This window comes from Hydrogenobaculum sp. 3684 (assembly GCF_000213785.1).
Taxonomy (GTDB): Bacteria; Aquificota; Aquificia; order Aquificales; family Aquificaceae; genus Hydrogenobaculum.
The window spans coordinates 919,643-940,732 of the sequence record NC_015557.1; the positions used below are offsets into that span (position 1 = coordinate 919,643).

The 21,090-nt window shown below is 35.0% G+C and carries 20 protein-coding genes, 1 tRNA gene and 2 CRISPR repeat arrays; of the genes, 6 read left to right on the forward strand and 15 right to left on the reverse strand.

The genetic code is table 11. The features are described 5' to 3' along the window. Positions 1-18 precede the first annotated feature (18 nt). From bioB to HYD3684_RS04985, 6 genes are read left to right on the forward strand one after another with little or no spacing between them, the layout of a single operon-like run. Positions 19-1,014 carry a biotin synthase BioB gene (gene bioB / locus HYD3684_RS04960; protein ID WP_015419585.1) on the forward strand — a complete coding sequence of 332 codons (996 nt, stop codon included), beginning with the start codon at positions 19-21 and terminating at the stop codon, positions 1,012-1,014. Beyond that, positions 1,005-1,448, forward strand: coding sequence for a nucleoside deaminase (locus HYD3684_RS04965; protein ID WP_015419586.1), 444 nt, complete (start codon positions 1,005-1,007; stop codon positions 1,446-1,448). The genes bioB and HYD3684_RS04965 overlap by 10 nt, the downstream gene beginning before the upstream one ends. 4 nt (positions 1,449-1,452) lie before the next feature. Next, on the forward strand, positions 1,453-1,854 hold the full coding sequence (locus HYD3684_RS04970) for a secondary thiamine-phosphate synthase enzyme YjbQ (RefSeq protein ID WP_015419587.1): 402 nt from the start codon (positions 1,453-1,455) through the stop codon (positions 1,852-1,854). Then, entirely contained in the window at positions 1,851-3,167 is a 1,317-nt protein-coding gene (gene rseP / locus HYD3684_RS04975) for an RIP metalloprotease RseP (protein WP_015419588.1), read from the forward strand. Before HYD3684_RS04970 ends, rseP begins: the two co-directional genes overlap by 4 nt. Positions 3,168-3,184: 17 nt before the next feature. Then, complete coding sequence (gene argF / locus HYD3684_RS04980) at positions 3,185-4,123, forward strand: ornithine carbamoyltransferase (RefSeq protein ID WP_015419589.1); 939 nt, start codon at positions 3,185-3,187, stop codon at positions 4,121-4,123. Next, positions 4,095-5,792, forward strand: coding sequence for an ABC transporter ATP-binding protein (locus tag HYD3684_RS04985; protein ID WP_015419590.1), 1,698 nt, complete (start codon positions 4,095-4,097; stop codon positions 5,790-5,792). Before argF ends, HYD3684_RS04985 begins: the two co-directional genes overlap by 29 nt. Here the strand turns inward: HYD3684_RS04985 and HYD3684_RS04990 are convergent. From HYD3684_RS04990 to HYD3684_RS05055, 15 genes are all read right to left on the reverse strand, one after another. Further along, positions 5,785-6,285 carry a DUF4416 family protein gene (locus HYD3684_RS04990; RefSeq protein WP_015419591.1) on the reverse strand — a complete coding sequence of 167 codons (501 nt, stop codon included), beginning with the start codon at positions 6,283-6,285 and terminating at the stop codon, positions 5,785-5,787. The genes HYD3684_RS04985 and HYD3684_RS04990 overlap by 8 nt on opposite strands. After that, positions 6,282-7,286 carry an N-acetyl-gamma-glutamyl-phosphate reductase gene (argC, locus tag HYD3684_RS04995; RefSeq protein ID WP_015419592.1) on the reverse strand — a complete coding sequence of 335 codons (1,005 nt, stop codon included), beginning with the start codon at positions 7,284-7,286 and terminating at the stop codon, positions 6,282-6,284. Before argC ends, HYD3684_RS04990 begins: the two co-directional genes overlap by 4 nt. Continuing rightward, positions 7,271-7,711 carry a 30S ribosomal protein S9 gene (rpsI, locus tag HYD3684_RS05000; RefSeq protein WP_012514048.1) on the reverse strand — a complete coding sequence of 147 codons (441 nt, stop codon included), beginning with the start codon at positions 7,709-7,711 and terminating at the stop codon, positions 7,271-7,273. Before rpsI ends, argC begins: the two co-directional genes overlap by 16 nt. A gap of 12 nt (positions 7,712-7,723) precedes the next feature. After that, the gene (gene rplM / locus HYD3684_RS05005; RefSeq protein WP_012514049.1) at positions 7,724-8,158 is read right to left on the reverse strand and encodes a 50S ribosomal protein L13; all 435 of its coding nucleotides are present in this window, start codon (positions 8,156-8,158) and stop codon (positions 7,724-7,726) included. A 164-nt stretch (positions 8,159-8,322) separates the two neighbouring features. Continuing rightward, positions 8,323-9,468: direct repeats of the CRISPR family, unit length 29 nt; unit sequence CTTCTTAACCCACACGGTTCAGATGAAAC. 586 nt (positions 9,469-10,054) lie between these two features. Then, positions 10,055-11,014, reverse strand: a complete 960-nt coding sequence (locus tag HYD3684_RS05010; RefSeq protein ID WP_015419593.1) for an Rpn family recombination-promoting nuclease/putative transposase — start codon at positions 11,012-11,014, stop codon at positions 10,055-10,057. Between the two features lie 48 nt (positions 11,015-11,062). Continuing rightward, a CRISPR array of direct repeats spans positions 11,063-11,487; the repeat unit is 29 nt; unit sequence CTTCTTAACCCACACGGTTCAGATGAAAC. 518 nt (positions 11,488-12,005) lie between these two features. Continuing rightward, a complete protein-coding gene (alr, locus tag HYD3684_RS05015; protein ID WP_015419594.1) occupies positions 12,006-13,037 on the reverse strand; it encodes an alanine racemase in 1,032 nt (343 codons plus the stop codon). Next, positions 13,034-13,339 carry a hypothetical protein gene (locus tag HYD3684_RS05020; protein WP_015419595.1) on the reverse strand — a complete coding sequence of 102 codons (306 nt, stop codon included), beginning with the start codon at positions 13,337-13,339 and terminating at the stop codon, positions 13,034-13,036. Before HYD3684_RS05020 ends, alr begins: the two co-directional genes overlap by 4 nt. Next, positions 13,332-14,117 (reverse strand): UDP-2,3-diacylglucosamine diphosphatase LpxI, encoded by a 786-nt coding sequence (gene lpxI / locus HYD3684_RS05025; protein ID WP_015419596.1) that lies wholly within the window; start codon positions 14,115-14,117, stop codon positions 13,332-13,334. Before lpxI ends, HYD3684_RS05020 begins: the two co-directional genes overlap by 8 nt. A 15-nt stretch (positions 14,118-14,132) precedes the next feature. After that, a complete protein-coding gene (locus tag HYD3684_RS05030; protein ID WP_237698580.1) occupies positions 14,133-15,380 on the reverse strand; it encodes a HAMP domain-containing sensor histidine kinase in 1,248 nt (415 codons plus the stop codon). An 81-nt stretch (positions 15,381-15,461) separates the two neighbouring features. Further along, positions 15,462-17,990, reverse strand: a complete 2,529-nt coding sequence (gene infB / locus HYD3684_RS05035) for a translation initiation factor IF-2 (RefSeq protein ID WP_015419598.1) — start codon at positions 17,988-17,990, stop codon at positions 15,462-15,464. A gap of 53 nt (positions 17,991-18,043) precedes the next feature. Continuing rightward, positions 18,044-18,116 (reverse strand) — tRNA-Ala (locus HYD3684_RS05040). A gap of 20 nt (positions 18,117-18,136) precedes the next feature. After that, complete coding sequence (locus HYD3684_RS08405; RefSeq protein ID WP_015419599.1) at positions 18,137-18,313, reverse strand: hypothetical protein; 177 nt, start codon at positions 18,311-18,313, stop codon at positions 18,137-18,139. Positions 18,314-18,443: 130 nt separating this feature from the next. After that, a complete protein-coding gene (atpA, locus tag HYD3684_RS05045; RefSeq protein WP_015419600.1) occupies positions 18,444-19,952 on the reverse strand; it encodes a F0F1 ATP synthase subunit alpha in 1,509 nt (502 codons plus the stop codon). A 106-nt stretch (positions 19,953-20,058) separates the two neighbouring features. Continuing rightward, on the reverse strand, positions 20,059-20,607 hold the full coding sequence (atpH, locus tag HYD3684_RS05050) for an ATP synthase F1 subunit delta (RefSeq protein ID WP_015419601.1): 549 nt from the start codon (positions 20,605-20,607) through the stop codon (positions 20,059-20,061). After that, on the reverse strand, positions 20,604-21,086 hold the full coding sequence (locus HYD3684_RS05055; protein ID WP_015419602.1) for an ATP synthase F0 subunit B: 483 nt from the start codon (positions 21,084-21,086) through the stop codon (positions 20,604-20,606). The genes atpH and HYD3684_RS05055 overlap by 4 nt, the downstream gene beginning before the upstream one ends. Positions 21,087-21,090: the final 4 nt, after the last annotated feature.

Consider the following 21,090-nt stretch of genomic DNA (forward strand, 5'->3'; position numbering starts at 1 on the left):
TACTTAAAGGAGTTTAGCATGGAACAAGTTTTTTTTGATATATATCAAAAGGCAAAAAAAGATGAGATTTCAAAAGAAGAGGCTTTATTTATACTAAAAGCCGAAGACAAGTATATACCGCTTATAGTATATTTGGCTTCTAAACTAAAGGATGAGTTTTTCGATTCTACAAAATTTGAATTTTGCTCTATCATAAATGCAAAAAGTGGTGCTTGTTCAGAAGATTGTAAATTTTGCGCTCAGTCTAAATTTTATAAAACACCAATCAACATATACAAACTAGTGGATAAAGAAGAGCTGGTAGAGGGCGCTCTAAGGGGCGTAGAGTTTGGAGCAAATAGATATTGCATGGTTTTAAGCGCAAGAGCTGCTTCTGATGAAGAGGTAGAAAAGCTTTGCGAGGCCGTGCAAGAAATAAAAGCGCAAAACATACCTATAAACGTATGTGTATCTGCAGGAACCATAGGGCTTGAAAGTCTATTGAAGCTAAAAGAAGCTGGTGTAACAAGGATAAATCACAATCTCGAAACTTCCGAAAACTACTTTCCCAACATAGTTTCTACGCACACTTGGAGAGAAAGGTTAGAAACCATAAAAAACGTTCAAAAAGCTGGTCTTTCCACCTGTAGCGGGGCTATATTTGGACTTGGAGAAACAGACGAAGATAGAGTGGATTTAGCTTTTGTTTACAAAGAACTTGGCGTAGATTCGATACCTTTAAACTTTCTTATGCCTATACCAAACACACCTTTAGAAAACAACAAACCTTTAAGAGCCTTAGATGCTCTTAAAATAATAGCTATGTTTAGATTTACCAACAAAAGTGCAGAGTTAAGGCTTTGTGGCGGTAGAGAACAAACATTAGGCGATTTTCACGGTATGGCAGCTTTTATGACAAACGCACTGATGGCAGGTGGATATCTAACAAGAGCTGGAAGAGACATCAAAAAAGATTACAAAATGCTTGAAGATATGAATTTAGAAAGGCTTACATCGGAAGAGGTGTGCAAATAGAATATATAGAACAAAAGCTTTTGGAACTTTGCAAAGAAGCTATAGCCCAAGATAGAATACCAGTAAGTGCCGTAGTTACAAAAAATGATGAGATAGTATCTTGGGCTTTTAACGGTATAAAAAGCATAGAGCATGCGGAAATAATAGCTTTAGAAAAAGCAATGAATGTATTAAATGCAAAGAGGCTCGATGGATGCAATATTTATGTAAGCTTAGAACCTTGCCCCATGTGCACTTACGCCATAAGCTTAGCTAGGATAGAAAAAGTGTATTTCTTTTCCTTGGATGATAAAAAAGGGGCTATTTTAAGCAACGCAAACATAATTGATCACTTTGAACTTAAACTAAAGTGGGAATACAAGAAAAATTCCGATTTTGAGAATATGTTAAAAGGTTATTTCAAAAACAAAAGACGTTTAACTGTGCTAAAATAAAACTATGATAGAGAGAATCAAAGTAAAAACAGCAAAACACACCTCGGTAGTAAATATAACCCAAAGGATAAGAGAGATAGTAGAAGCTTCTTTTATTGACAACGGACTTTGCATAGTGTATGTACCGCATACTACTGCTGCGGTTTTTATTAACGAAGGAGCGGACCCTGACGTTGTAAAAGACATACTAAACACACTCGATAGACTAATACCTTGGACAAACGACTATTCTCACATGGAAGGAAATGCTGCAGCTCACATTAAATCTTCTATCATAGGAAATTCAAGAATAATACCTATATTAGATGGAAGGCTTATGTTGGGAAAATGGGAAGCTGTATTTTTAGCAGAGTTTGATGGACCAAGAGAGAGGGAAGTGGTTGTAAGCATAGTGAGGTCTTCATGATACATACGGTTTTAGCGTTTTTAATACTTATAAGCATTTTAATAGTATTTCACGAGTTTGGCCATTTTATATTTGCTAAACTCTTTGGTGTAAAAGTAGAAGTATTTTCTGTGGGTTTTGGAAATCCGATATTTAAAAAGAAAATAGGAGAAACTGAATATCAAATAGCATATATACCAATGGGAGGTTATGTCAAACTCTACGGCGAAGAAGAGGAGGCAAGTTCCAAAGACCCGAAGGCATTTTCCTCAAAAGCACCGTGGCAAAAGATTCTTATAGCAGCGGCAGGACCGTTGTTTAACCTAATTATAGCTTTTATAGGTTTTACACTATCTTTTTACATAGGTATACATCAGCCAGCTTACATAGAAGAACCTGTAAAAGTTGGCTATATTGCCAAAAAATCACCATTTTACAAAGCTGGTATAAGACCTGGTGATACCATAATAAAAATAGACAACCTACCTATAAAAACATGGAAAGATCTATATACAGCAGAGATAAAAGCCGTAGGTGAAAGTTCTAAAGTGGTTTTTGAAAGAAATGGACATATATATACTACCACTATAACCCTAGGCAAGATTCTAAATAAAGATTCCATAGGAATATTACCTGAGATAGCTCCTGTAGTAGGTGGTATCATAAAAAATTCACCGGCTTCTCAAATAGGATTAAAAGAAGGCGATAAGATACTTGCAGTAAAAATGAGCGACATGCCCACGGCAATACCTATAAAAAATTGGTATGAGCTAACAGATTATATGAGAAAAGACAAAGGCAATCCAATAACGCTTGTAATAGAAAGATCAAATACTTTATTAGTAAAAGATGTTATACCAAAATATTCTGCCAAACTAAAAGAGTACTACATAGGAATATACCCAGAAACTACATACGTATTAAAAAGATACCCTATAAACGAAGCCATGATTCAAGCTATAAGAAAAATAAAAGAACTGACAATCCTTAGCATAGATTCTATAAAAGCTTTGGTCACAATGCATGCATCTGTTTTAAACCTAAGTGGACCGATAAGCATAGCAAAAATGTCAGGGCAAGCGGCAGAAGGTGGTTTAGGAGAATTTTTGGGGTTTATGGCTTTTGTTTCTTTGCAACTTGCCATAATAAACATCTTACCTATACCCATGTTGGATGGTGGTCTTATAGTGCTATTTTTAATAGAAGCTATCATAAGAAGGCCATTATCAGAAAAGTTTAAAGAATATTGGCAAAAGATAGGTATAGCTTTTGTAGTTTCTCTATCAGCCGTTGCAATACTAAGCGATATAATAAGGCTTTTCACAGGCGTATAATTTGTTATAATAGATATATGAAAGCGCATTTTCTGGACGTATGGGATATCACTTTTGACGAAGCAAAGCGTATAATAGATTTATCTTTTGATTTTAAATACAACAATTTCAATCCTAAAAGCTTGCAAAACTTAAACATAGCGCTTCTTTTTAGCAAACCTTCTACAAGAACAAGGGTATCTTTTGAAGTAGGCATAAAAGAGCTTGGGGGTAACCCAATATTTTTGCAAGAATCAAGCCTTCAAGTATCAAGAGGAGAAGATGCTTCAGATAGCGCCAGGACGCTGTCTCGCTATGTAGACGGTGTAGTTGTAAGAACTGGCTCTCATCAGTGGCTTTTAGAATTTGCTCAATACTCTGTCATACCTGTTATAAACGCTCTTACAGACTATACTCATCCTTGCCAAGCTATATCAGATATATTTACACTTTTTGAAGCTTTTAGAGAAAAAATAAAAAATATAAAAGTGCTTTACATAGGCGATGGCAACAACATGGCAAACGCTCTAATATCAGCTTTTGCTATATTTGGACTAAGCCTAACTGTGTGTACGCCAAAAGAGCTTAGGCCAGATGAAGAGAATTTAAAAAGGGCTTTAGAAGTTTCAAAACAAACCGGGGCAGAGATTATATTGGAAGAAGATCCTATAAAAGCTGCTAAAGACAAAGATGTAATATATACGGATGTGTGGATTTCAATGAACGATGAAGGCTCAAAAGATCACAAAATAAATTTGTTAAAGGATTATCAGGTAAATGCCAAGTTGCTTTCTTACGCTAAAAAAGATGTAAGAGTTATGCATTGTCTACCAGCCAAAAAGGGACAAGAGATAACAAAAGAAGTCTTTGAAGAACATGCAGATTTTATATTCAATCAAGCAGAAAATAGACTTCATACACAAAAAGCTCTGATGTATTTGATGTTTAATGGAACAAATCAAATGGCTTCTATCTAACTTAAAACCCTATTGGGCACTTGTAAGCCTTGTTATATTTGGTTCCATTTTAGAAGGGCTTGGCACGTCTTTTATGACATACCTTGTTAAAAGAATAATGGATGATGTATTCATATTAAAAGAATCAAACAAGCTTTACATGATACTATATCTTTTTGCAGCGGCGGCTGTTATTATCCAAATTGGATTTTTCTTAAGGAATTTCCTTATGAATATGGTATCAGAAAAACTCCTTATGGATTTCAGAGAAAAGATGTTTTCATCGCTCCTTTACTCAAAGGTAGATTTTTTCATAAACCATCCAAGCGGCGATATAATAAGTAGGTTCAACAACGATATAAACGCAATAAAAAATATACTTATAGACTATATGCTATCCCTTATAAAAGAACCCATTACAGTTCTTTTGCTTTTGGGTGTTTTAATATATAGAGATATATATTTGACTGTTATAATAATCTTTGCTTTTCCCATCATATCTTATTCAGTAAAATACTTTGGAACAAAAAGGGCTAAATATGTAAAGCTAAACCAAGAGAGATTAGGTATTATAAATCAACATGTAACGCAACTCATAAGCGGCATAGAAAACATAAAAATATTTGGAGCTGAAAACAAATTTTTGGAACGTTTTGTCCAGGCAAATAAGAACTTATTTAAAGCAGGTATAAAAACCATATTCTACACAGTAATGAACTCGATATTCAATCAATCTACTGGTTATATAGTTTTTGGTTTGGTGCTTTTATATGGAGGTTATAGGATAGTCCATGGTTATACTAGCGCTGGGAATTTTATATCCTATATAACTGCATTGCTCCTCATACAAATGCCCATCATGGAAACTCAAAAAGGCTTTATGAATATGCGCTCCTCAATCCCGCTTGTAAAAAGAGTTCAAGAGATGCTCTTACTTCAAAAAGAAAAAGACGGCACTATAGATATAAATAACCTCTTGGTACCTATTGTCATGAAAAATGTATATGTAACAATAGATTCTAAGGAAATTCTCAAAGATATAAATCTAACTATAAACCCAGGTGAAAAAATAGGTATAGTGGGACCTACCGGTGCTGGTAAATCTACGCTTCTTGATATACTTCCAAAGCTTGTGAGCTACAAAGGAGATGTATATATAAAAGATAAAAGTTTAGAAGAGATAACAAACAAATCGATAAGATCTAAAATAGCCTTTGCTTCTCAACATGTTTTCATATTCAACGATACTGTTAGAAACAACCTTTTAATAGCAAATCCAAACGCATCAGAAGAGCTTTTAATAAAAGCTATAAAACTAGCAAAAGCAGAGTTTTTGTTTACATTGAAAAACGGTCTTGACACCGTTTTAGGAGAATACGGATATACAGTATCAGGGGGCGAAAGACAAAGAATAGCCATAGCGAGGATTTTTCTAACAAATCCAGATATAATTTTGTTAGATGAAATTACTTCAGCTCTTGATGTACATACAGAGCAAGCTGTTATATCAAATATTTTTGAGATTTTTAAAGATAAAACAATACTAATAGTGGCTCATAGGCTCTCAAATATAATAAATTGTGACAGAATTCTTTACATAGAGGATGGAAGAATATTGGAAGAAGGCACTTTTGAAGAGCTCATGAGAAAACAAGGCAATTTTTATACTCTATATCAAAAATCTAGATAACACTAAGATAATAATCTCTTGCCATTTTGAAAAATAGTTTTACTTTTTCATATCTATAATCTTGATAAGTCCAGTAAAAGGGCTTAAAATCTTTATAGATATAAATATACTCCATCTCTAAGAATATATTTTTACCTATATGAATTCTAGCACCTCTTTCTTTGGAAGAAGCCAAAATAAGATGTTGTTTATTTATATAACCGGGGTCTATATTAACAGTCCTTTTAGAGTTTATACTAAAGAGTTTTTCTATTTCCATTGTTTTTAGCTTTAGACTTAAAATATCTGTATCTTCAAAAAGGTTTTTTGCATAAAGGTAAACTTTAAAAAGAGGTTTTTCCATCTCTTTTGAATAATATTTTTGAAGATTTTCAAAGTAAAAATGCTCCGATATGCAAAATCTGCCAAAATCTCCAAGCTCTTCTAATACGGTGTATAAATTTTCTTCGTAGTTTTTGTTATAAAGTATGGCAAATATCGGCAAAGCTTTCAAGGTATCACAGGGAACGTGTCAATACCAAGCGTTTCTTCTAAACCAAACATGATATTCATATTTTGAACAGCTTGAGAAGATGCTCCTTTACCAAGGTTGTCTATAGCGCTTATTATTTCAAGCGTTTTTAAGCTTTTATGATAATAAATATATATATAGCACATGTTTGTGCCTATTACCCATTTAGTATGAGGTGGTTTATCTGTTAGTTTTACAAAAGGTTCATCTTTGTAAAAATCCTCATAAAGGGCTTTAAAATCAATCTCTTCTATGTCAAAAAGCTTTATGTTTGCAATCATCCCCCTTGAAGCAGGAATAACCATAGGACTAAACTGCACTTCTAAACCAAGGTACAAAGACATCTCCGGGGTATGTCTATGCTTTCCTATGCCGTAGTAAAAAGCGTTTTGTTCCATGTATGGAAAATGAAATTCTTGTTTTAACTTAGCACCAGCCCCAGAAACCCCAGAAACAGCGTTTACTATTATAGGCTTTCTATAAGAGGTATTTTTTACAATAGGTAACACTCCCAGTATAACAGCAGTAGGATAACATCCTGGATTTGATACGATATTGGCTTTTCTTATACCTTCTCTAAAAAGCTCTGGTAAACCATAAACCACTTCTTTAACAATAGACTCATGCTCAAGCTTATACTCTAAATTGTAGTATTCTTTAAAGATATTTTTATCTTTTAATCTAAAAGCTCCAGACAAATCTATAATTTTTACATTTTTAGAAGCGTAGAAAGGCACTTGGTCTAAAGAAGCTTCATGTGGCAAGGCTAAAAACACCACATCCACATCTTCAAGTTCTTTTGTAATTTTAATGTTTTCTATATTGGCAAAGTCTAAAACATCGTATAGGTACTTATCGTAGTGTGTAGAAGAAGATAAAGATGTTATCTTTACTTTAGGATGTTTTGATAATATCCTTAAAAGTTCTAAACCGGTATAGCCAGTAAATCCAGCTATACCAACTTTTATTATCTCTTGCTCCATCTAAATTTGGCACGAGCACCCATTTTACCATATTTTTTACGTTCTTTAATACGAGCATCCACTTTGAGTAGACCTGCTTTTTTGAGGGTAGTTCTAAAATTTGGATTATAGGTCAAAAGTGCATCGGCTATGCCATACATTATAGCTTCTGCTTGAGCAGACAAGCCACCACCGTTTACTATAGCGTAAACGCCAAACTTACCGTTGGTATTTGTAATGTTAAAGGGCAAAAGCACTTTAGCAAAAGAGCTATCTCTTTGGAGATACTCTCTCATATCGTACTCTTTTTGTGAGTCTCTAGCTTTTACTATAAAACCATTGGCATTTTTGACAAGCCATACTCTAGCTACGCTGTCTTTTCTCTTACCTACACCGTGATAAGAGTTATCTTCTAAAACCTTAAAATTTCTAACCACTGTTGCCATAATATACTCCTTTTACTTAAGAGGTTTAGGGTTTTGAGCTATGTGAGGATGCTTATCGGTTTCATAAACTTTCAACCTTTTCAATATCCTATGACCAAGCCTATTTTTAGGTAGCATCCTCTTTACCGCCAACATAATAACTTGGTTTGGATTGGTTTCCAACATGAAACCAAGAGACTTCTCTTTGAGACCGCCTGGATGGTTTGTATGAAACTTATAGACTTTATCTCTTAGCTTATTACCTGTGGTTTTTACCAGTTTAGAGTTTATAACTATTACAAAATCACCACAATCTACATCTGGTTGATATATAGGCTTGTGCTTACCCCTTAAGATGCTGGCGCATTTAGCTGCAAGTCTTCCTAACACCATATCCTTAGCGTCTATTATCCAATACTCTCTTTTAATATCCTGTGGTTTTGGCCTTATAGTCTTCACGCTATCCATATTGCCTCCATTTTATAAAACTTAATAGCCTATTATTATACCATATATAAAGTAAAAGTCAATATCAATGCACAAGTTTACTACATCGTGAACACATACTTTTAACAAGGTGTGCGCTCACACTCTATCTGAACTCATACAGTATTTAAAGGATACGTTTTCTTTTTCTTAACCCACACGGTTCAGATGAAACTATTATTACACACCTTCCACAACACATTTAAAGCAACTTCTTAACCCACACGGTTCAGATGAAACAAATTTCTTTCTCTTTGGCTTCAATCTTTCGTAAAGCTTCTTAACCCACACGGTTCAGATGAAACTGTCCATCCCACGTTAAAGATTTAGCGTAGTAGATAGCTTCTTAACCCACACGGTTCAGATGAAACAGTCCAATTTATAAAGTCTTGCACTGCTTGATTGACTCTTCTTAACCCACACGGTTCAGATGAAACACTTTGTTGAAAGGAACATTAACAATGTAAAAGAAGTACTTCTTAACCCACACGGTTCAGATGAAACTCAGTCCATCATTGTCTGTGACGCTAAAATGTGTCTTCTTAACCCACACGGTTCAGATGAAACTGTGTTTAGTTTGACAGGGTCTAATATGCCAAGCCATCTTCTTAACCCACACGGTTCAGATGAAACTTGCGAGAAAAGAAAATGAAGAAAATCTTAAAAGGCTTCTTAACCCACACGGTTCAGATGAAACCGTTGTAAGCAAGTAGTTCAATCGCAGCGTCCATGATCTTCTTAACCCACACGGTTCAGATGAAACAGCTGTGGATTAGGATTTTCAAACTCTTAGAACAAGCCTTCTTAACCCACACGGTTCAGATGAAACAGAATCATTAGGATTGTTTGCATTTGATATACAAGACTTCTTAACCCACACGGTTCAGATGAAACACACTTATACACTCTACACCAAAGCATAAACTCTGGACTTCTTAACCCACACGGTTCAGATGAAACCAAGTTTTGAATTTCAAACACCATTCCCTAATTTAACTTCTTAACCCACACGGTTCAGATGAAACTATGATTTGTATCAAGAAATAGAGTATTTTTTTATGATATGGCTTCTTAACCCACACGGTTCAGATGAAACATATCATTTTTATAGATTAGAGTCAATATTGTAAAACTTCTTAACCCACACGGTTCAGATGAAACGCGATATTAAAAAATGAAGATTTCAAGCCTGATAGAGGCTTCTTAACCCACACGGTTCAGATGAAACCTTCCAAAGATACAGTTTAAATTTGTAGATGCCAACTTCTTAACCCACACGGTTCAGATGAAACCAGAAATCACTACTCCTAATATTATATAGTGTATCAATGGTTTTGTCAAGGGGGTACCCCTCGCAAATGAAGGTAATTTTCCGAAAATGCCAGATTCTGCAAAGTTTAGTGTACCGTTATCAAGTTTAAATCATTGTCTAACAAGCTTTTTACAAATTCGCCGTAATTACGGTTTTATGGTTTTATGTACTTACGGTTTTACGGCAAAATTAATCGCTTGTTAGACAATAAGTTGGAAGGCTAATAAAACTTATTTTTGTATAAACAATCCACTAAAACCCCTAACTAAAAAAGTTAAAAATGCCGTGGGGGTTATCAAAAGTATGTAAAAACTCTCTACACATATTCAGCTATTGAAGTACGGCCAGCTCTTAAGAAAAACTTAAGAGGCTCAATAAGCCCCAATGTAGATAGTATAACATATTTTAATCCGAAGGTGTATAAGTTGAGTGAGCACGTCTTATATGCCTGTCTTTTTAACAGAGACATGTTATAAGACAAGTTCACACATTACAAGCATACAACAATTTATATGTTTAAGATATAGCAAACTTGCACGTTTGATTGAAGTAGGTGGGTTTTTAGCTTACAAAATCTCTTCAATCTTACCAGCCAGTATAACCTTTTTAAACATGTCATCTAAAATCTGTATATCATCTGTGTTTTCTATCTTTTCTTCAAGTTCTTTTGGTAGTACTCCAAACTTGATAAGGACAGCACTCTTGATGTCATCTTTTTTGGTTTTAAGAGATCCTTTTTCTAATCCTTCTTGCAATCCTTCTTGCCTACCTTTTTTTAATCCTTCCATCATCCACTTTTCTGTTAGTGTCATAATCTTCTCGTCACCTCCTGTTAGCTCTTTTAAAATACTTTCAACTTCCTCAGGGTTATTCTTCACAGATACAATATAATCAATCGTTAAAAATATGCAATGAGATTTTTCTATATAATCATGGGTTTTGATATAATCAGCTATAAGCTCAAGTACTTTTATAAAGCCTTTTATGCTATCAAATATATGCTTCATTGCAAGCATAGCCCACTGTGTGCAAAGATCTTGATGTGCCTTACTTATAATATCTTCATCTGATATTCGATTTAAATCTATAAGTATATAGTTTAGCTTAGATGCGTATTTTTCTAATTTGGTATTTTTAACAATAGGTAAAGATGTGGGTACGTTCCATTCACCTTTTCCATGATAAAAAACAATGTTGATAATAGGAGGGTAATAATCTTTTTCTTTTATAGCTTCTTCCCAGATAGCGGCGTTGTAGTATAGAAGCTGAATAGGTAATTCTTTATCAAGATAAGATTTGTGTTCAAGTACAATCCTTATATAAGCATCTTGATCTTCTACCTTGCAGCTAAAAAGTAAATCAAGCATAAACTTTTGAGATTTAGAAGAAAACTTTTCTGTATTAACAGGTGTTATAGAGTGTATCTCTTGCCCTATATCTTTAGCAAAGATATCAAGAAGCAATTTTACCCTCTTAGGGTCAGAAAATATCTGCTTAAAAAATGAATCATGGGGCTGTATATCCATAGATCTATTTTACTACAAATTAAAAGTATTTAGAGGATACGTTTTCTTCTTCTTAACCCACACGGTTCAGATGAAACTGATTATGAGTTATTGACAAATGATACGGTACAATGCTTCTTAACCCACACGGTTCAGATGAAACTTTTGGTGTGTTTTATAAAGCCAACAAGAACGATAAACTTCTTAACCCACACGGTTCAGATGAAACTGTGTAAGAGTGTAGGATAATGATGCCCAATCATATGATCTTCTTAACCCAAACGGTTCAGATGAAACGAATTGAAAAAGGTACCACACAAGTGGTACCTCATTGCTTCTTAACCCACACGGTTCAGATGAAACAAGAGGATAACTCTTTCCAGCAATCCACACTACCGTCTTCTTAACCCACACGGTTCAGATGAAACTCTTACCTACTATTTGACCTTCATACATAATAAAGCGCTTCTTAACCCACACGGTTCAGATGAAACAACAAGCCTTTTACAAATTTGCCGTAATTACGGTTTTGCGGTTTTATGTAATTACGGCTTTACGGTTTTACGGTAAAATTAATTGATTGTCAGACAATAAGCTGGAAGGCTAATAAAACTTATTTTTGTATAAACAATCTAATAAAACCCCTAACTAAAAAAGTTAAAAATGCCGTGGGGGTTATCAAAAGTATGTAAAAACTCTCTACACATATTCAGCTATTGAAGTACGGCCAGCTCTTAAGAAAAACTTAAGAAGCTCAATAAGCCCCAATGTAGATAGTATAACATATTTTAATCCGAAGGTGTATAAGTTGAGTGAGCACCTATAAAGACAAGTATGCCACGATTCACAAGTCTGCCACACCCTACAAGTCTGCCACACCCTACAAGTCTGCCACACCCTACAAGTATGCCACGGTTTGGTACCTATACTTCCCTTCATGGTACCCACCACACTTAACTCCTTGTAAAATTTTAAGGAATATTTTAACAAGGTAGTGTGATATCAAAGAATATTAAACCACTACTCTTTTTACCCTTTTACCCATCCTACACATCAACTCGTAAGGTATTGTTTTTACGATTTTAGAAGCCATAGAAAACGTTTGCTTTTCGTTTACAAAATCAACATAATCCCCTATTTTTATATTTACCTCATCGGGAAGTTCAAACATCGTCATGTCCATAGTCACTGCACCAACCATTGGAAGCTTTACACCGTTAAAATCAAAATACCATTTGTTTGCAAGAGATTTTGGAATACCATCGGCATACCCCATAGAAACCACACCTATAGTAGCATCTTTAGATAAAGTATATGTTCCTCCGTAAGAGATTTTATCGCCTTTTTTAAAATTTTTTAGTGATATAACCTTAGCCTTTACTTTGTATATTGGCTTTATAGGTATGTCAAAACCTTCATAGGGTTTCTCACCATACATTGCAAGGCCTATTCTTATAGCCGTTGTAAAATCTTTTTCATACATAAGCCCAGCAGAACTTTGATAGTGTATTTCAATACTATTTCTTTTTAAGCTTTTAACAATATTTTTAAACCTTTGTATTTGAAAAGCGCTATACTCTTTATCTAACGGTGAAGCAAGGTGAGTCATAATACCTTTTAAATTAGGATGATTTGCTATATCCTCTTGAAGTTCAAAAAAACCAAGCCTTCCCATACCAGTGTCAAACTTTACGTGAAAGTCTATACCGGCGTCCTTTATCATATCAAACTGATAGGTACTTGAAATAACCGGCGTAAGTTTATAATATTTTAGGTATTCTACATCTTTTAGATCAAGAACACCTCCTAGCACAAGGATAGGTTTTTTTATATCCACTTCTCTTAACTCTACAGCTTCTTCTATGCAAGCCACCGCAAAAGATTTTACATAGGGATTATCATCAAGAACTTTAGAAACCTCAGCACTTCCCATGCCATAGGCATTTGCCTTTACCACAGCAATTATAGGTTTATTCACACTATTGTAGATTTGGCTTATGTTGTTTAAAATGTTTTCCTTTAAAAGCTCTAAAACTATTCTCATTTTATTACTTTACACATTTTCACAAAAGCTTCAACACCAAATTTAGAAATCCCCTTGTTTAAAACAGCGCCTTTACAAGCCGTAGTACAAGCTTCTATAAAAAGTTTTGTGCTTTTAGAATTGGACTTAATGATCTTTGATAGTTCATTTTCGAGATCGCCACAGGCACTAAAATCGTGTTTTTGACCAAAATTAGCACAAGTTTCTAAAAACAAACCATAAACATCACATCTATCAAGGGCAAAAGAAGGGTTTAAGAGAAAAAGTGTTGCTAAAAACAATATAAGCATATTTCTATTCATAAGCGTATACACCTATACCAAAACGGTTAGCCATTTTAATGAACTTTTCTTTTTCAAGCACGTAAACTTTTCCTTTTTGAATAGCAATAGCTTTTGCCTTTACCTCTTTTAAAGTATTTAACGTATCTATACCAACGGTGGGTACATCTATCCTAAAATCTTGATTTGTACGGGCTGATTTTATCACCACAGTACCTTTACCAGCTATATCAAAAGCCCTAAGAATAGTTTTGTCTGTACCTTCCATAGCCTCCACAGCCACAACGGCTTTTTGTTTTATCACCACCGTTTGACCTATGTCCATATCTGCAATATTCTTTGCTATCTTTGCACCAAACTCTATATCTTCAACAACATTTTTATCCAACTCTACATCGTTTAAAAGCCCTTCTTTTTCTATTAAAAGCTCAAATAAATAAGGCTTTGGATCCAAAAAGCTAAAACCCTCTTCTTGCATAAAATCCATAAAAGCCCTTATAATACTTGAAGGGGTTTTGTCTTTTAAAGAAGTAAGTATCGAAACAGCCTTTATATCGTAATTTCTCGGATCTAAACTGAGTTTATGTTCAAATTTCCCAAGCATCACTATCTTATTTACTTTTTTTTCTTTTAAAAGCTCTATGAGTTTAGAGATTTTACCAACAGGTAAATAAACATCTGCCTCTATAGTGGTGATATCTTTAGCGCCTACTGTAAAAACCTCTTCTTTGTTCTTGATAGCATTTTTTCTAAACACTTCTGGTAGTTCACCAGCACCAGCTATAAGGCCTATTTTCATTTTATATTTATTATATCATTTGCATATATAAAAAGTTGTACCGTCTTTTACTTCTACTTTTAGGTTAAAATTGTGCACTTGAGCCACCGCTTTTACTATAGAAAGCCCTAGGCCAAGTCCTCTTTTATCTTTTGAAACCCTGTAAAAACGTTCAAATATATAAGGCAAGTTCTCCTCAGGAATACCAGGGCCAAAATCTTTTACATAGATACAATCCCCTGTATATCCAAGTATAATATCTTTATCAGAATACTTAATAGCATTTTCCAAAAGATTTTTCACAGCTATTTTTAAATAGTGTGGGTCTGCTATCCAAGTATCTTGGCTTTTAATATCAAGAATGATATTTCTATTTTGGATTGAGAACTCTTCTTTTAGTTGATTAAGAAGCGAAACCACATCTACCTCTGTTTTAGATATAGGTATATTTGATTCTAAGCGAGCCAAAGCCAAAAGGTCTTCTGTAAACTTACTAAGTACATCCGTCTGTTTATAAACCTTCTTAAGCACATCAAACATCTCATCTTCTTGATAAACCCCTGTCAAAATAAACTCAATTTGAGCTTTTATGTAGCTAATTGGGGTTTTAAATTCATGAGAAACATCCGCTATAAAGTTTTTCTGGATTTTTATGGTATTGTTTAATTTTTCTACCATGTTTTTAAAAGCCCTAAACATTATCCCAAATTCATCGCTGGAACTACTATCTGGAATATCTATGTCCATATTACCAGCGTATATATTTTCAGATATCCTTGTAATATCATCAAGCTGTTTTAATATTTTGTTTAAAATCGTATATATGGTAAGTACAGAAAATACAACAACTCCTATCGTAAGGACAGTAAGCATATAAATAAATTGCTTTATAACCTTGTTTATCTCTCTTAACCTACCTATTACTACAAAATAAACATCCTTTGTCTTTTTGACTATGTAAGCGTAATCTTCTCCGTTCTCTTCAAAAGTACCCATTGGTTTCTTTAAAAATAGGCTTAAAATATAGTTGTTTATAGGTATGGGTTTTTCAGAATCTTCAAAAGACCCTACACTTAGCACACCACCATTTGAAGATAAAACAACAGCAGTTATATTTTCTGATGTAATATCGTCTATCATATCTTTAGCCTCTTTGGCAAGATCGTTTGAATATATAGAATAGAACTCTATAACAGGTTTTGCTTGATTGTTTAGATATGTATACATATAGTTTATTAGGATTTTATGAAGAACAAACGATGTGCTAATGGCTACAAACCCCATACTTAAAATTACAAGAACACTAAAAAGGGTTATGAGTTTTAATCTAAAACTTGATATATTTTTAAACCATAGCATTAAACGTTAAAGGGTTTGCTTCTCTTCCTTTATTTCATAGCATTCTATTTCGTCTTTCACTTTTATATCGTTGTAGTTCTCAAGCTTTATACCGCATTCGTAACCTCTAGCTACCTCATTTACATCTTCCTTGAAACGCTTTAAAGATTCTATCTTGCCATCGTATATTACAACACCGTTTCTTATAAGTCTTGCCCGTTGATTTCTAACAATTTTACCCTCTAATACATAACAACCAGCTACAGTACCAGCACCCTTTACCTTAAAAGTAGCTCTTACTTCAGCAAGTCCAAGGGTGATTTCTTTCTTTACCGGTGAAAGCATACCGCTTATGGCTTTCTTCACATCGTCTAAAAGCTCATAGATGATGCCGTAAACCCTTATATCAACTTTCTCCCTTTCAGCGGCTTCTTTTGCTTTAGCGTCTGGTCTTACGTTAAAACCAAGTATTATTGCCTTTGCGGCTTTTGCAAGCATTACATCGCCTTCGGTGATAGAACCAACGCCTTCATGGATTACCTTTATGCTAACTTCTGAGGTTTTTATATCTGATAAAGATTTTTTAATGGCTTCCAAAGAACCTACGGCATCGGCTTTTACTATAAGTTTAAGCTCTTTTACTTCACCTTCTTTGATTTTCTTAAATATATCATCTAAAGATATACCAAGCTCTTTGTTTTTATCTTGCTCTTTGGCCGTTTTTCTTATTTGAGCAAGTTCTTTTGCCTGCTTTTCAGAATCCACAACCTTTAATACATCTCCAGCCTCCGGCACTTCTTCAAAACCTATAATCTCTACAGCCATAGAAGGTGTTGCTTGCTTGACCTTATGGCCATAACTGTCCATCATAGCCCTTACTCTACCGTAAGTAGCACCTGCTACAAATATATCCCCCACCTTCAAAGTACCTTCCGTAACAAGTACTGTAGCCACTGGACCTTTTTGTTTGTCTAGTCTCGATTCTATAATAGTACCCTTTGCCTTTTTGTCTGGATTGGCCTTTAACTCCAACATGTCTGCCACAAGCATAACCATATCAAGAAGCTCATCAACTCCTTGCCCAGTTTTAGCAGACACGTCTACAAAAACAGTATCTCCACCCCACTCTTCTGGTATAATCCCCACCTCCGATAACTCTCTTCTTACTCTAGAGGGATCAGCACCTGGCTTATCTATTTTGTTAACTGCTACCACAATCGGTACGTTAAAAGCTTTAGCATGATTTATAGCTTCTATAGTCTGGGGCATAACACCATCATCAGCTGCCACCACCAATATAGCAACATCTGTTACCTGAGCACCTCTGGCACGCAAACTTGTAAACGCTTCGTGTCCTGGGGTATCCAAGAATGTAATAAGCCTTCCATCCTTAGTCTTTACCATGGAAGCGCCTATGTGTTGAGTTATACCACCCTTTTCTCTTGCAGCAACGTTGGTTTTTCTTATAGTATCAAGCAATGTAGTTTTACCATGGTCTACGTGCCCCATCACCACTACTACCGGAGGACGTGGTTTTAGCTTCGATGGGTCTTCCTCTTCTGGTTCTTCCTCTTCTATAACCACTTCCGGTTTTTTTATCTCAGCTAGGTATCCAAACTTTTCGGCTATTTTAACAGCTAAGTTAGGATCTATGTTTTGGTTTATAGTTACCAAGATACCTTCTTGGAAAAGTTCTTTTATAATTTGATTTGGACCCACTCCTAAAAGCTCGGCAAACTCTCTTACAGATATAACTTCAGGAATTTCTATTATCTTTATCTCTTCCTCTTTCTTTGCTTCTTCTTTTGGTGGAGACGGCTTCTGAGGTTCTTTCTTAGGTTTTTGAGAAGGCGCCTTTGGAGATTCTTGCTTTGTTTCGACTTTTTCTTGTTTTTCGGCTTTTACCTGTATTGGCTCTTCTTTCACCTTCTCTTGAACTGACTGTTTTTCTTCAATAGGTTTTACTTCAGTTAAAGGTTCTTGTTTTGGTTGTTCTTTAGCAATATTTTCCTCAACAACTTTATGCATATGCTCTTCAGGTTTTTCGATAGGTTTATCTTGCTCCATCTTTTCTTCTACTATCTTTTCTTCTGGTTTTTCTTCCGCCACAGGTTTTGATTCTACAGGTTTAGAAGTTTCTAAGAGTACTGGTGCTGATGATTGCTCTTCTTTCTTTGGCTCTGGTATAACAACTTGATCTTTTGTTTCTTGTTTTATTTCTGGTTTTCTTGCTGGAGGTTCTTGTTTTTTCGATGCTTGTATTGGTTTTTGTTGAGGTCTTTTAGAAGTTGGTTTTTGGCTTTTAGTAGATTTAACATGCTCTTTTTCTACTTCCTTAGCGACAATTTTTGGAGTTTCCTCAACAAGCACAGCACCTGAAAGCTCATAGTAATCTATCAAAAAATCTTTGTCTTCTTCTTCTATATACTGCGTAACTTGGGATATGTTTTTGCTACGCCATTCTCTAAGTACACTTTTTATTTCGTCTACTCTGTCCTCTAGACCATAGGTTTCAACAAAATCTTTTAACCTTATACCGCTTTTTTTCTTTGACATACTATTATTATACCTGAAAACCTTGAAAATTATTATACTTTATGAAGCCTTAATGGAGTCGACGGGACTTGAACCCGTGACCTCCGACATGCCATATCGGCGCTCTCCCAACTGAGCTACGACCCCTAAATAAAACTAAGTATATTTTACATCAATTTTTGTTTATTTTCAAGTTTTTCTTTCTGCTCCCTATATATATCTTCAAAATCACTTTTAGGACTAGATTTAAGTTTATCTAAAAGTGCTTTTCTTCTTCTGATCTCTTCAGACACTAAAACTTTGCTTTCTTGTTTAAGACTACCTATAAGTCTTTCGTAAGCCATAAACAACCTCCTTTTCAAAAATGGTACAACTATATATATAACAAATAAACAATTTTGCAATGATCAACTGATAAATATTATAAAAAGAAGGTTGTTATTTAAATAAAAGCCCCAAAACGGGGCCAAATTATTATGGAATAAAGCTTGCTTTAAATTTGTCTAAGGCTGTTTTTAGCTTAGCTTTTACAGAGTCATCTATGGCTTTTTTGGTCTTTAACTCATCCAAGAGGTCTTTAAAGTTTGCATCTAAAAATCCATATAACTCCATTTCAAACTTTCTTACAGATGATACAGGTATATCGTCAAGGTAACCGTTTGTACCTGCGTATATAGCTATAACTTGCTTTTCTACAGGTATAGGACTGTAAGGACCTTGTTTTAACAATTCCACAAGCCTTAAACCTCTATTGATGGTGTCTTGAGTAGCTTTGTCTAGGTCAGAAGCAAATTGCATAAAAGCTTCCAATTCTCTAAACTGAGCTAAGTCAAGTCTCAAAGTACCAGCCACTTGTTTCATGGCTTTTATCTGAGCACTACCACCAACCCTTGACACAGAAAGACCAACGTTTATAGCCGGTCTTATACCCTTGTTAAAAAGGTCTGGTTCCAAATAAATTTGACCATCGGTGATAGATATAACGTTTGTTGGTATATAAGCTGACACGTCGCCAGCCTTTGTTTCTATTATAGGAAGTGCCGTCAGAGAACCTGCGCCAAGCTCATCGTTTAGCTTAGCCGCTCTTTCAAGAAGTCTTGAGTGTAGATAAAATACATCACCAGGATAAGCTTCTCTTCCGGGAGGACGTCTCACCAACAAAGAAAGTTGTCTGTAAGCTTCTGCATGTTTTGATAGGTCGTCGTAAACGATAAGAGCGTGCTTACTGTTGTCTCTAAAATACTCACCTATAGTACAACCTGTAAATGGCGCCAAGTATTGCAAAGGAGCTGGGTCTGTAGCAGAAGCCACCACAACAGTGGTATATTTCATAGCACCTTCTCTTTCAAGAAGCTCTATAATACGGGCGGTGGTAGATTTCTTTTGGCCTATAGCCACATATATACAATAAACATCGGTATCTCTTTGGTTTAAAATAGTGTCTATAGCAACGGTGGTTTTACCAGTAGCCCTATCTCCTATTATAAGCTCTCTTTGCCCTCTACCTATTGGTATCATAGCGTCTATAGCTTTTATACCGGTTTGAAGAGGCTCGTGAACGGACTTTCTTTTTACTATACCCGGAGCTATCTTTTCTACTGGGCTTCTTTGCTTTGCGTTGATGGGTCCTTTGCCATCTAGTGGATTACCTAATGGATCTATAACTCTACCTACAAGCTCTTCACCCACAGGAGCATCCAATATTCTACCCGTACGCTTTACTATACTACCTTCTTTTATACCAGACTCTGAACCAAGTATTATGATACCAACGTTGTCTTCTTCAAGGTTAAAAGCAAGTCCAGCCTCACCGCTATCAAATTCCAAAAGCTCGTTGGCCATAACGTTATCAAGACCGTAGGCTCTTGCAACACCATCACCTACAGCATAAACTACGCCAACCTCTTCCATCTTTATGTCTGTTTCAAAGCTTTGAAGCTGAGATTTCAGTATCTCCAAAGCGTCGTCATAAGCAAGTGTCATATCTCACACCCTTTTATCAAGGATACCCTTGATGCTGGTATTTTTACCCCGCCTTCTTTCTAGCGTGAAGGCCATTCCAGCTGGCGGCTTTTACCTTCACACTGTTTTATAAGCTTTTAACTTTATTAGACAAATTTTGCAAAACACCTCTTACAGATGTATCAAGCACCAATCCAGAAAGCCTTAACTCAAACCCACCTATCAGTGCTTCGTTAACAGATATTTCTGGCTCTATCTTTCTATTTAAAACCTTTTCAACTCTTTGTATTATTTCGTCTACAAGCTCTTTTGCAGGCTCTTTAGCGAATATAAGTTTACCTTTATAAATAGACAATATCTTTTCAGATTCATAATCAAACAGCCTTTTAATCTCATCAACAATTCTAAGAAGGTTTAAATCAATAAGCTCATCCACGAAAAACTCTATTTCTTTTGGTATATTACCCTTTTGTATAAGACTTTTTATAAAAAGTTTTTTTTGCTCATTTGGCACAAAAGGAGACAAAACAAAATCCCTAAATTTTGGTTCTTTTCTATAAAGTACTCCTAAAAGCCCTAAAAAATCAGATACAGCGCTAAGAGATTCTTTATCTTTTGGAACGGAAGAAATGATCTTCTTTGCCAGCTTTCTAGCCAACTCCTTGTTTACCTTCATTTGCCTAACCTCTCAAGCCTTGACTTTATGTAAGAAATTTCTACCTTCTCATCTTTAAAAGCCTCTTTCAGCTTAACCTCTGCTTTTGATATCAAAGATGAACTTAGCCCAGATATAAGTTGGGACTTTAACCTGTTGGCTTCTACTTCTACCATTTCTTTACCCATTTTCTCTATGTTCTCGGCCACTATCTTTGCATGAGACAGTATCTCATCATATTGTGCTTTTGCAAGTATTCTTTGATTTTCAAGAGTTTTTTCATATTTCTTTCTTGCTTCTTCAACTTCTTTTTTGGCCAAAGATACAGCCTCTCTATTTGATAAAAGCTTAGAAAGAGGTTCTTCTACTTGAGATACTAATGATTTGTAAGCTTTCTCAAACATATCTTTTATTTGCTTACCGGCAAACTTATAAACTAAAGCAAAAAATAATATTACGTTAACAGCTTTCCATATATTTTCAAATACATAGTTAGACATAAAC

What these genes read in the sequence shown, in the direction of transcription:
- rseP (WP_015419588.1), top strand. Translation starts at nt 1,851, where the DNA reads ATGATACATACGGTTTTAGCGTTTTTAATACTTATAAGCATTTTAATA.
- HYD3684_RS04970 (WP_015419587.1), top strand. Translation starts at nt 1,453, where the DNA reads ATGATAGAGAGAATCAAAGTAAAAACAGCAAAACACACCTCGGTAGTA.
- HYD3684_RS05010 (WP_015419593.1), bottom strand. Translation starts at nt 11,014, where the DNA reads ATGGATATACAGCCCCATGATTCATTTTTTAAGCAGATATTTTCTGAC.
- bioB (WP_015419585.1), top strand. Translation starts at nt 19, where the DNA reads ATGGAACAAGTTTTTTTTGATATATATCAAAAGGCAAAAAAAGATGAG.
- HYD3684_RS05020 (WP_015419595.1), bottom strand. Translation starts at nt 13,339, where the DNA reads ATGAATAGAAATATGCTTATATTGTTTTTAGCAACACTTTTTCTCTTA.
- HYD3684_RS04985 (WP_015419590.1), top strand. Translation starts at nt 4,095, where the DNA reads ATGGAACAAATCAAATGGCTTCTATCTAACTTAAAACCCTATTGGGCA.
- rpsI (WP_012514048.1), bottom strand. Translation starts at nt 7,711, where the DNA reads ATGGCAACAGTGGTTAGAAATTTTAAGGTTTTAGAAGATAACTCTTAT.
- rplM (WP_012514049.1), bottom strand. Translation starts at nt 8,158, where the DNA reads ATGGATAGCGTGAAGACTATAAGGCCAAAACCACAGGATATTAAAAGA.
- lpxI (WP_015419596.1), bottom strand. Translation starts at nt 14,117, where the DNA reads ATGAAAATAGGCCTTATAGCTGGTGCTGGTGAACTACCAGAAGTGTTT.
- HYD3684_RS08405 (WP_015419599.1), bottom strand. Translation starts at nt 18,313, where the DNA reads ATGGCTTACGAAAGACTTATAGGTAGTCTTAAACAAGAAAGCAAAGTT.
- atpH (WP_015419601.1), bottom strand. Translation starts at nt 20,607, where the DNA reads ATGAAGGTAAACAAGGAGTTGGCTAGAAAGCTGGCAAAGAAGATCATT.
- alr (WP_015419594.1), bottom strand. Translation starts at nt 13,037, where the DNA reads ATGAGAATAGTTTTAGAGCTTTTAAAGGAAAACATTTTAAACAACATA.
- infB (WP_015419598.1), bottom strand. Translation starts at nt 17,990, where the DNA reads ATGTCAAAGAAAAAAAGCGGTATAAGGTTAAAAGATTTTGTTGAAACC.
- atpA (WP_015419600.1), bottom strand. Translation starts at nt 19,952, where the DNA reads ATGACACTTGCTTATGACGACGCTTTGGAGATACTGAAATCTCAGCTT.
- argC (WP_015419592.1), bottom strand. Translation starts at nt 7,286, where the DNA reads ATGGAGCAAGAGATAATAAAAGTTGGTATAGCTGGATTTACTGGCTAT.
- HYD3684_RS05030 (WP_237698580.1), bottom strand. Translation starts at nt 15,380, where the DNA reads ATGGGGTTTGTAGCCATTAGCACATCGTTTGTTCTTCATAAAATCCTA.
- HYD3684_RS05055 (WP_015419602.1), bottom strand. Translation starts at nt 21,086, where the DNA reads ATGTCTAACTATGTATTTGAAAATATATGGAAAGCTGTTAACGTAATA.
- argF (WP_015419589.1), top strand. Translation starts at nt 3,185, where the DNA reads ATGAAAGCGCATTTTCTGGACGTATGGGATATCACTTTTGACGAAGCA.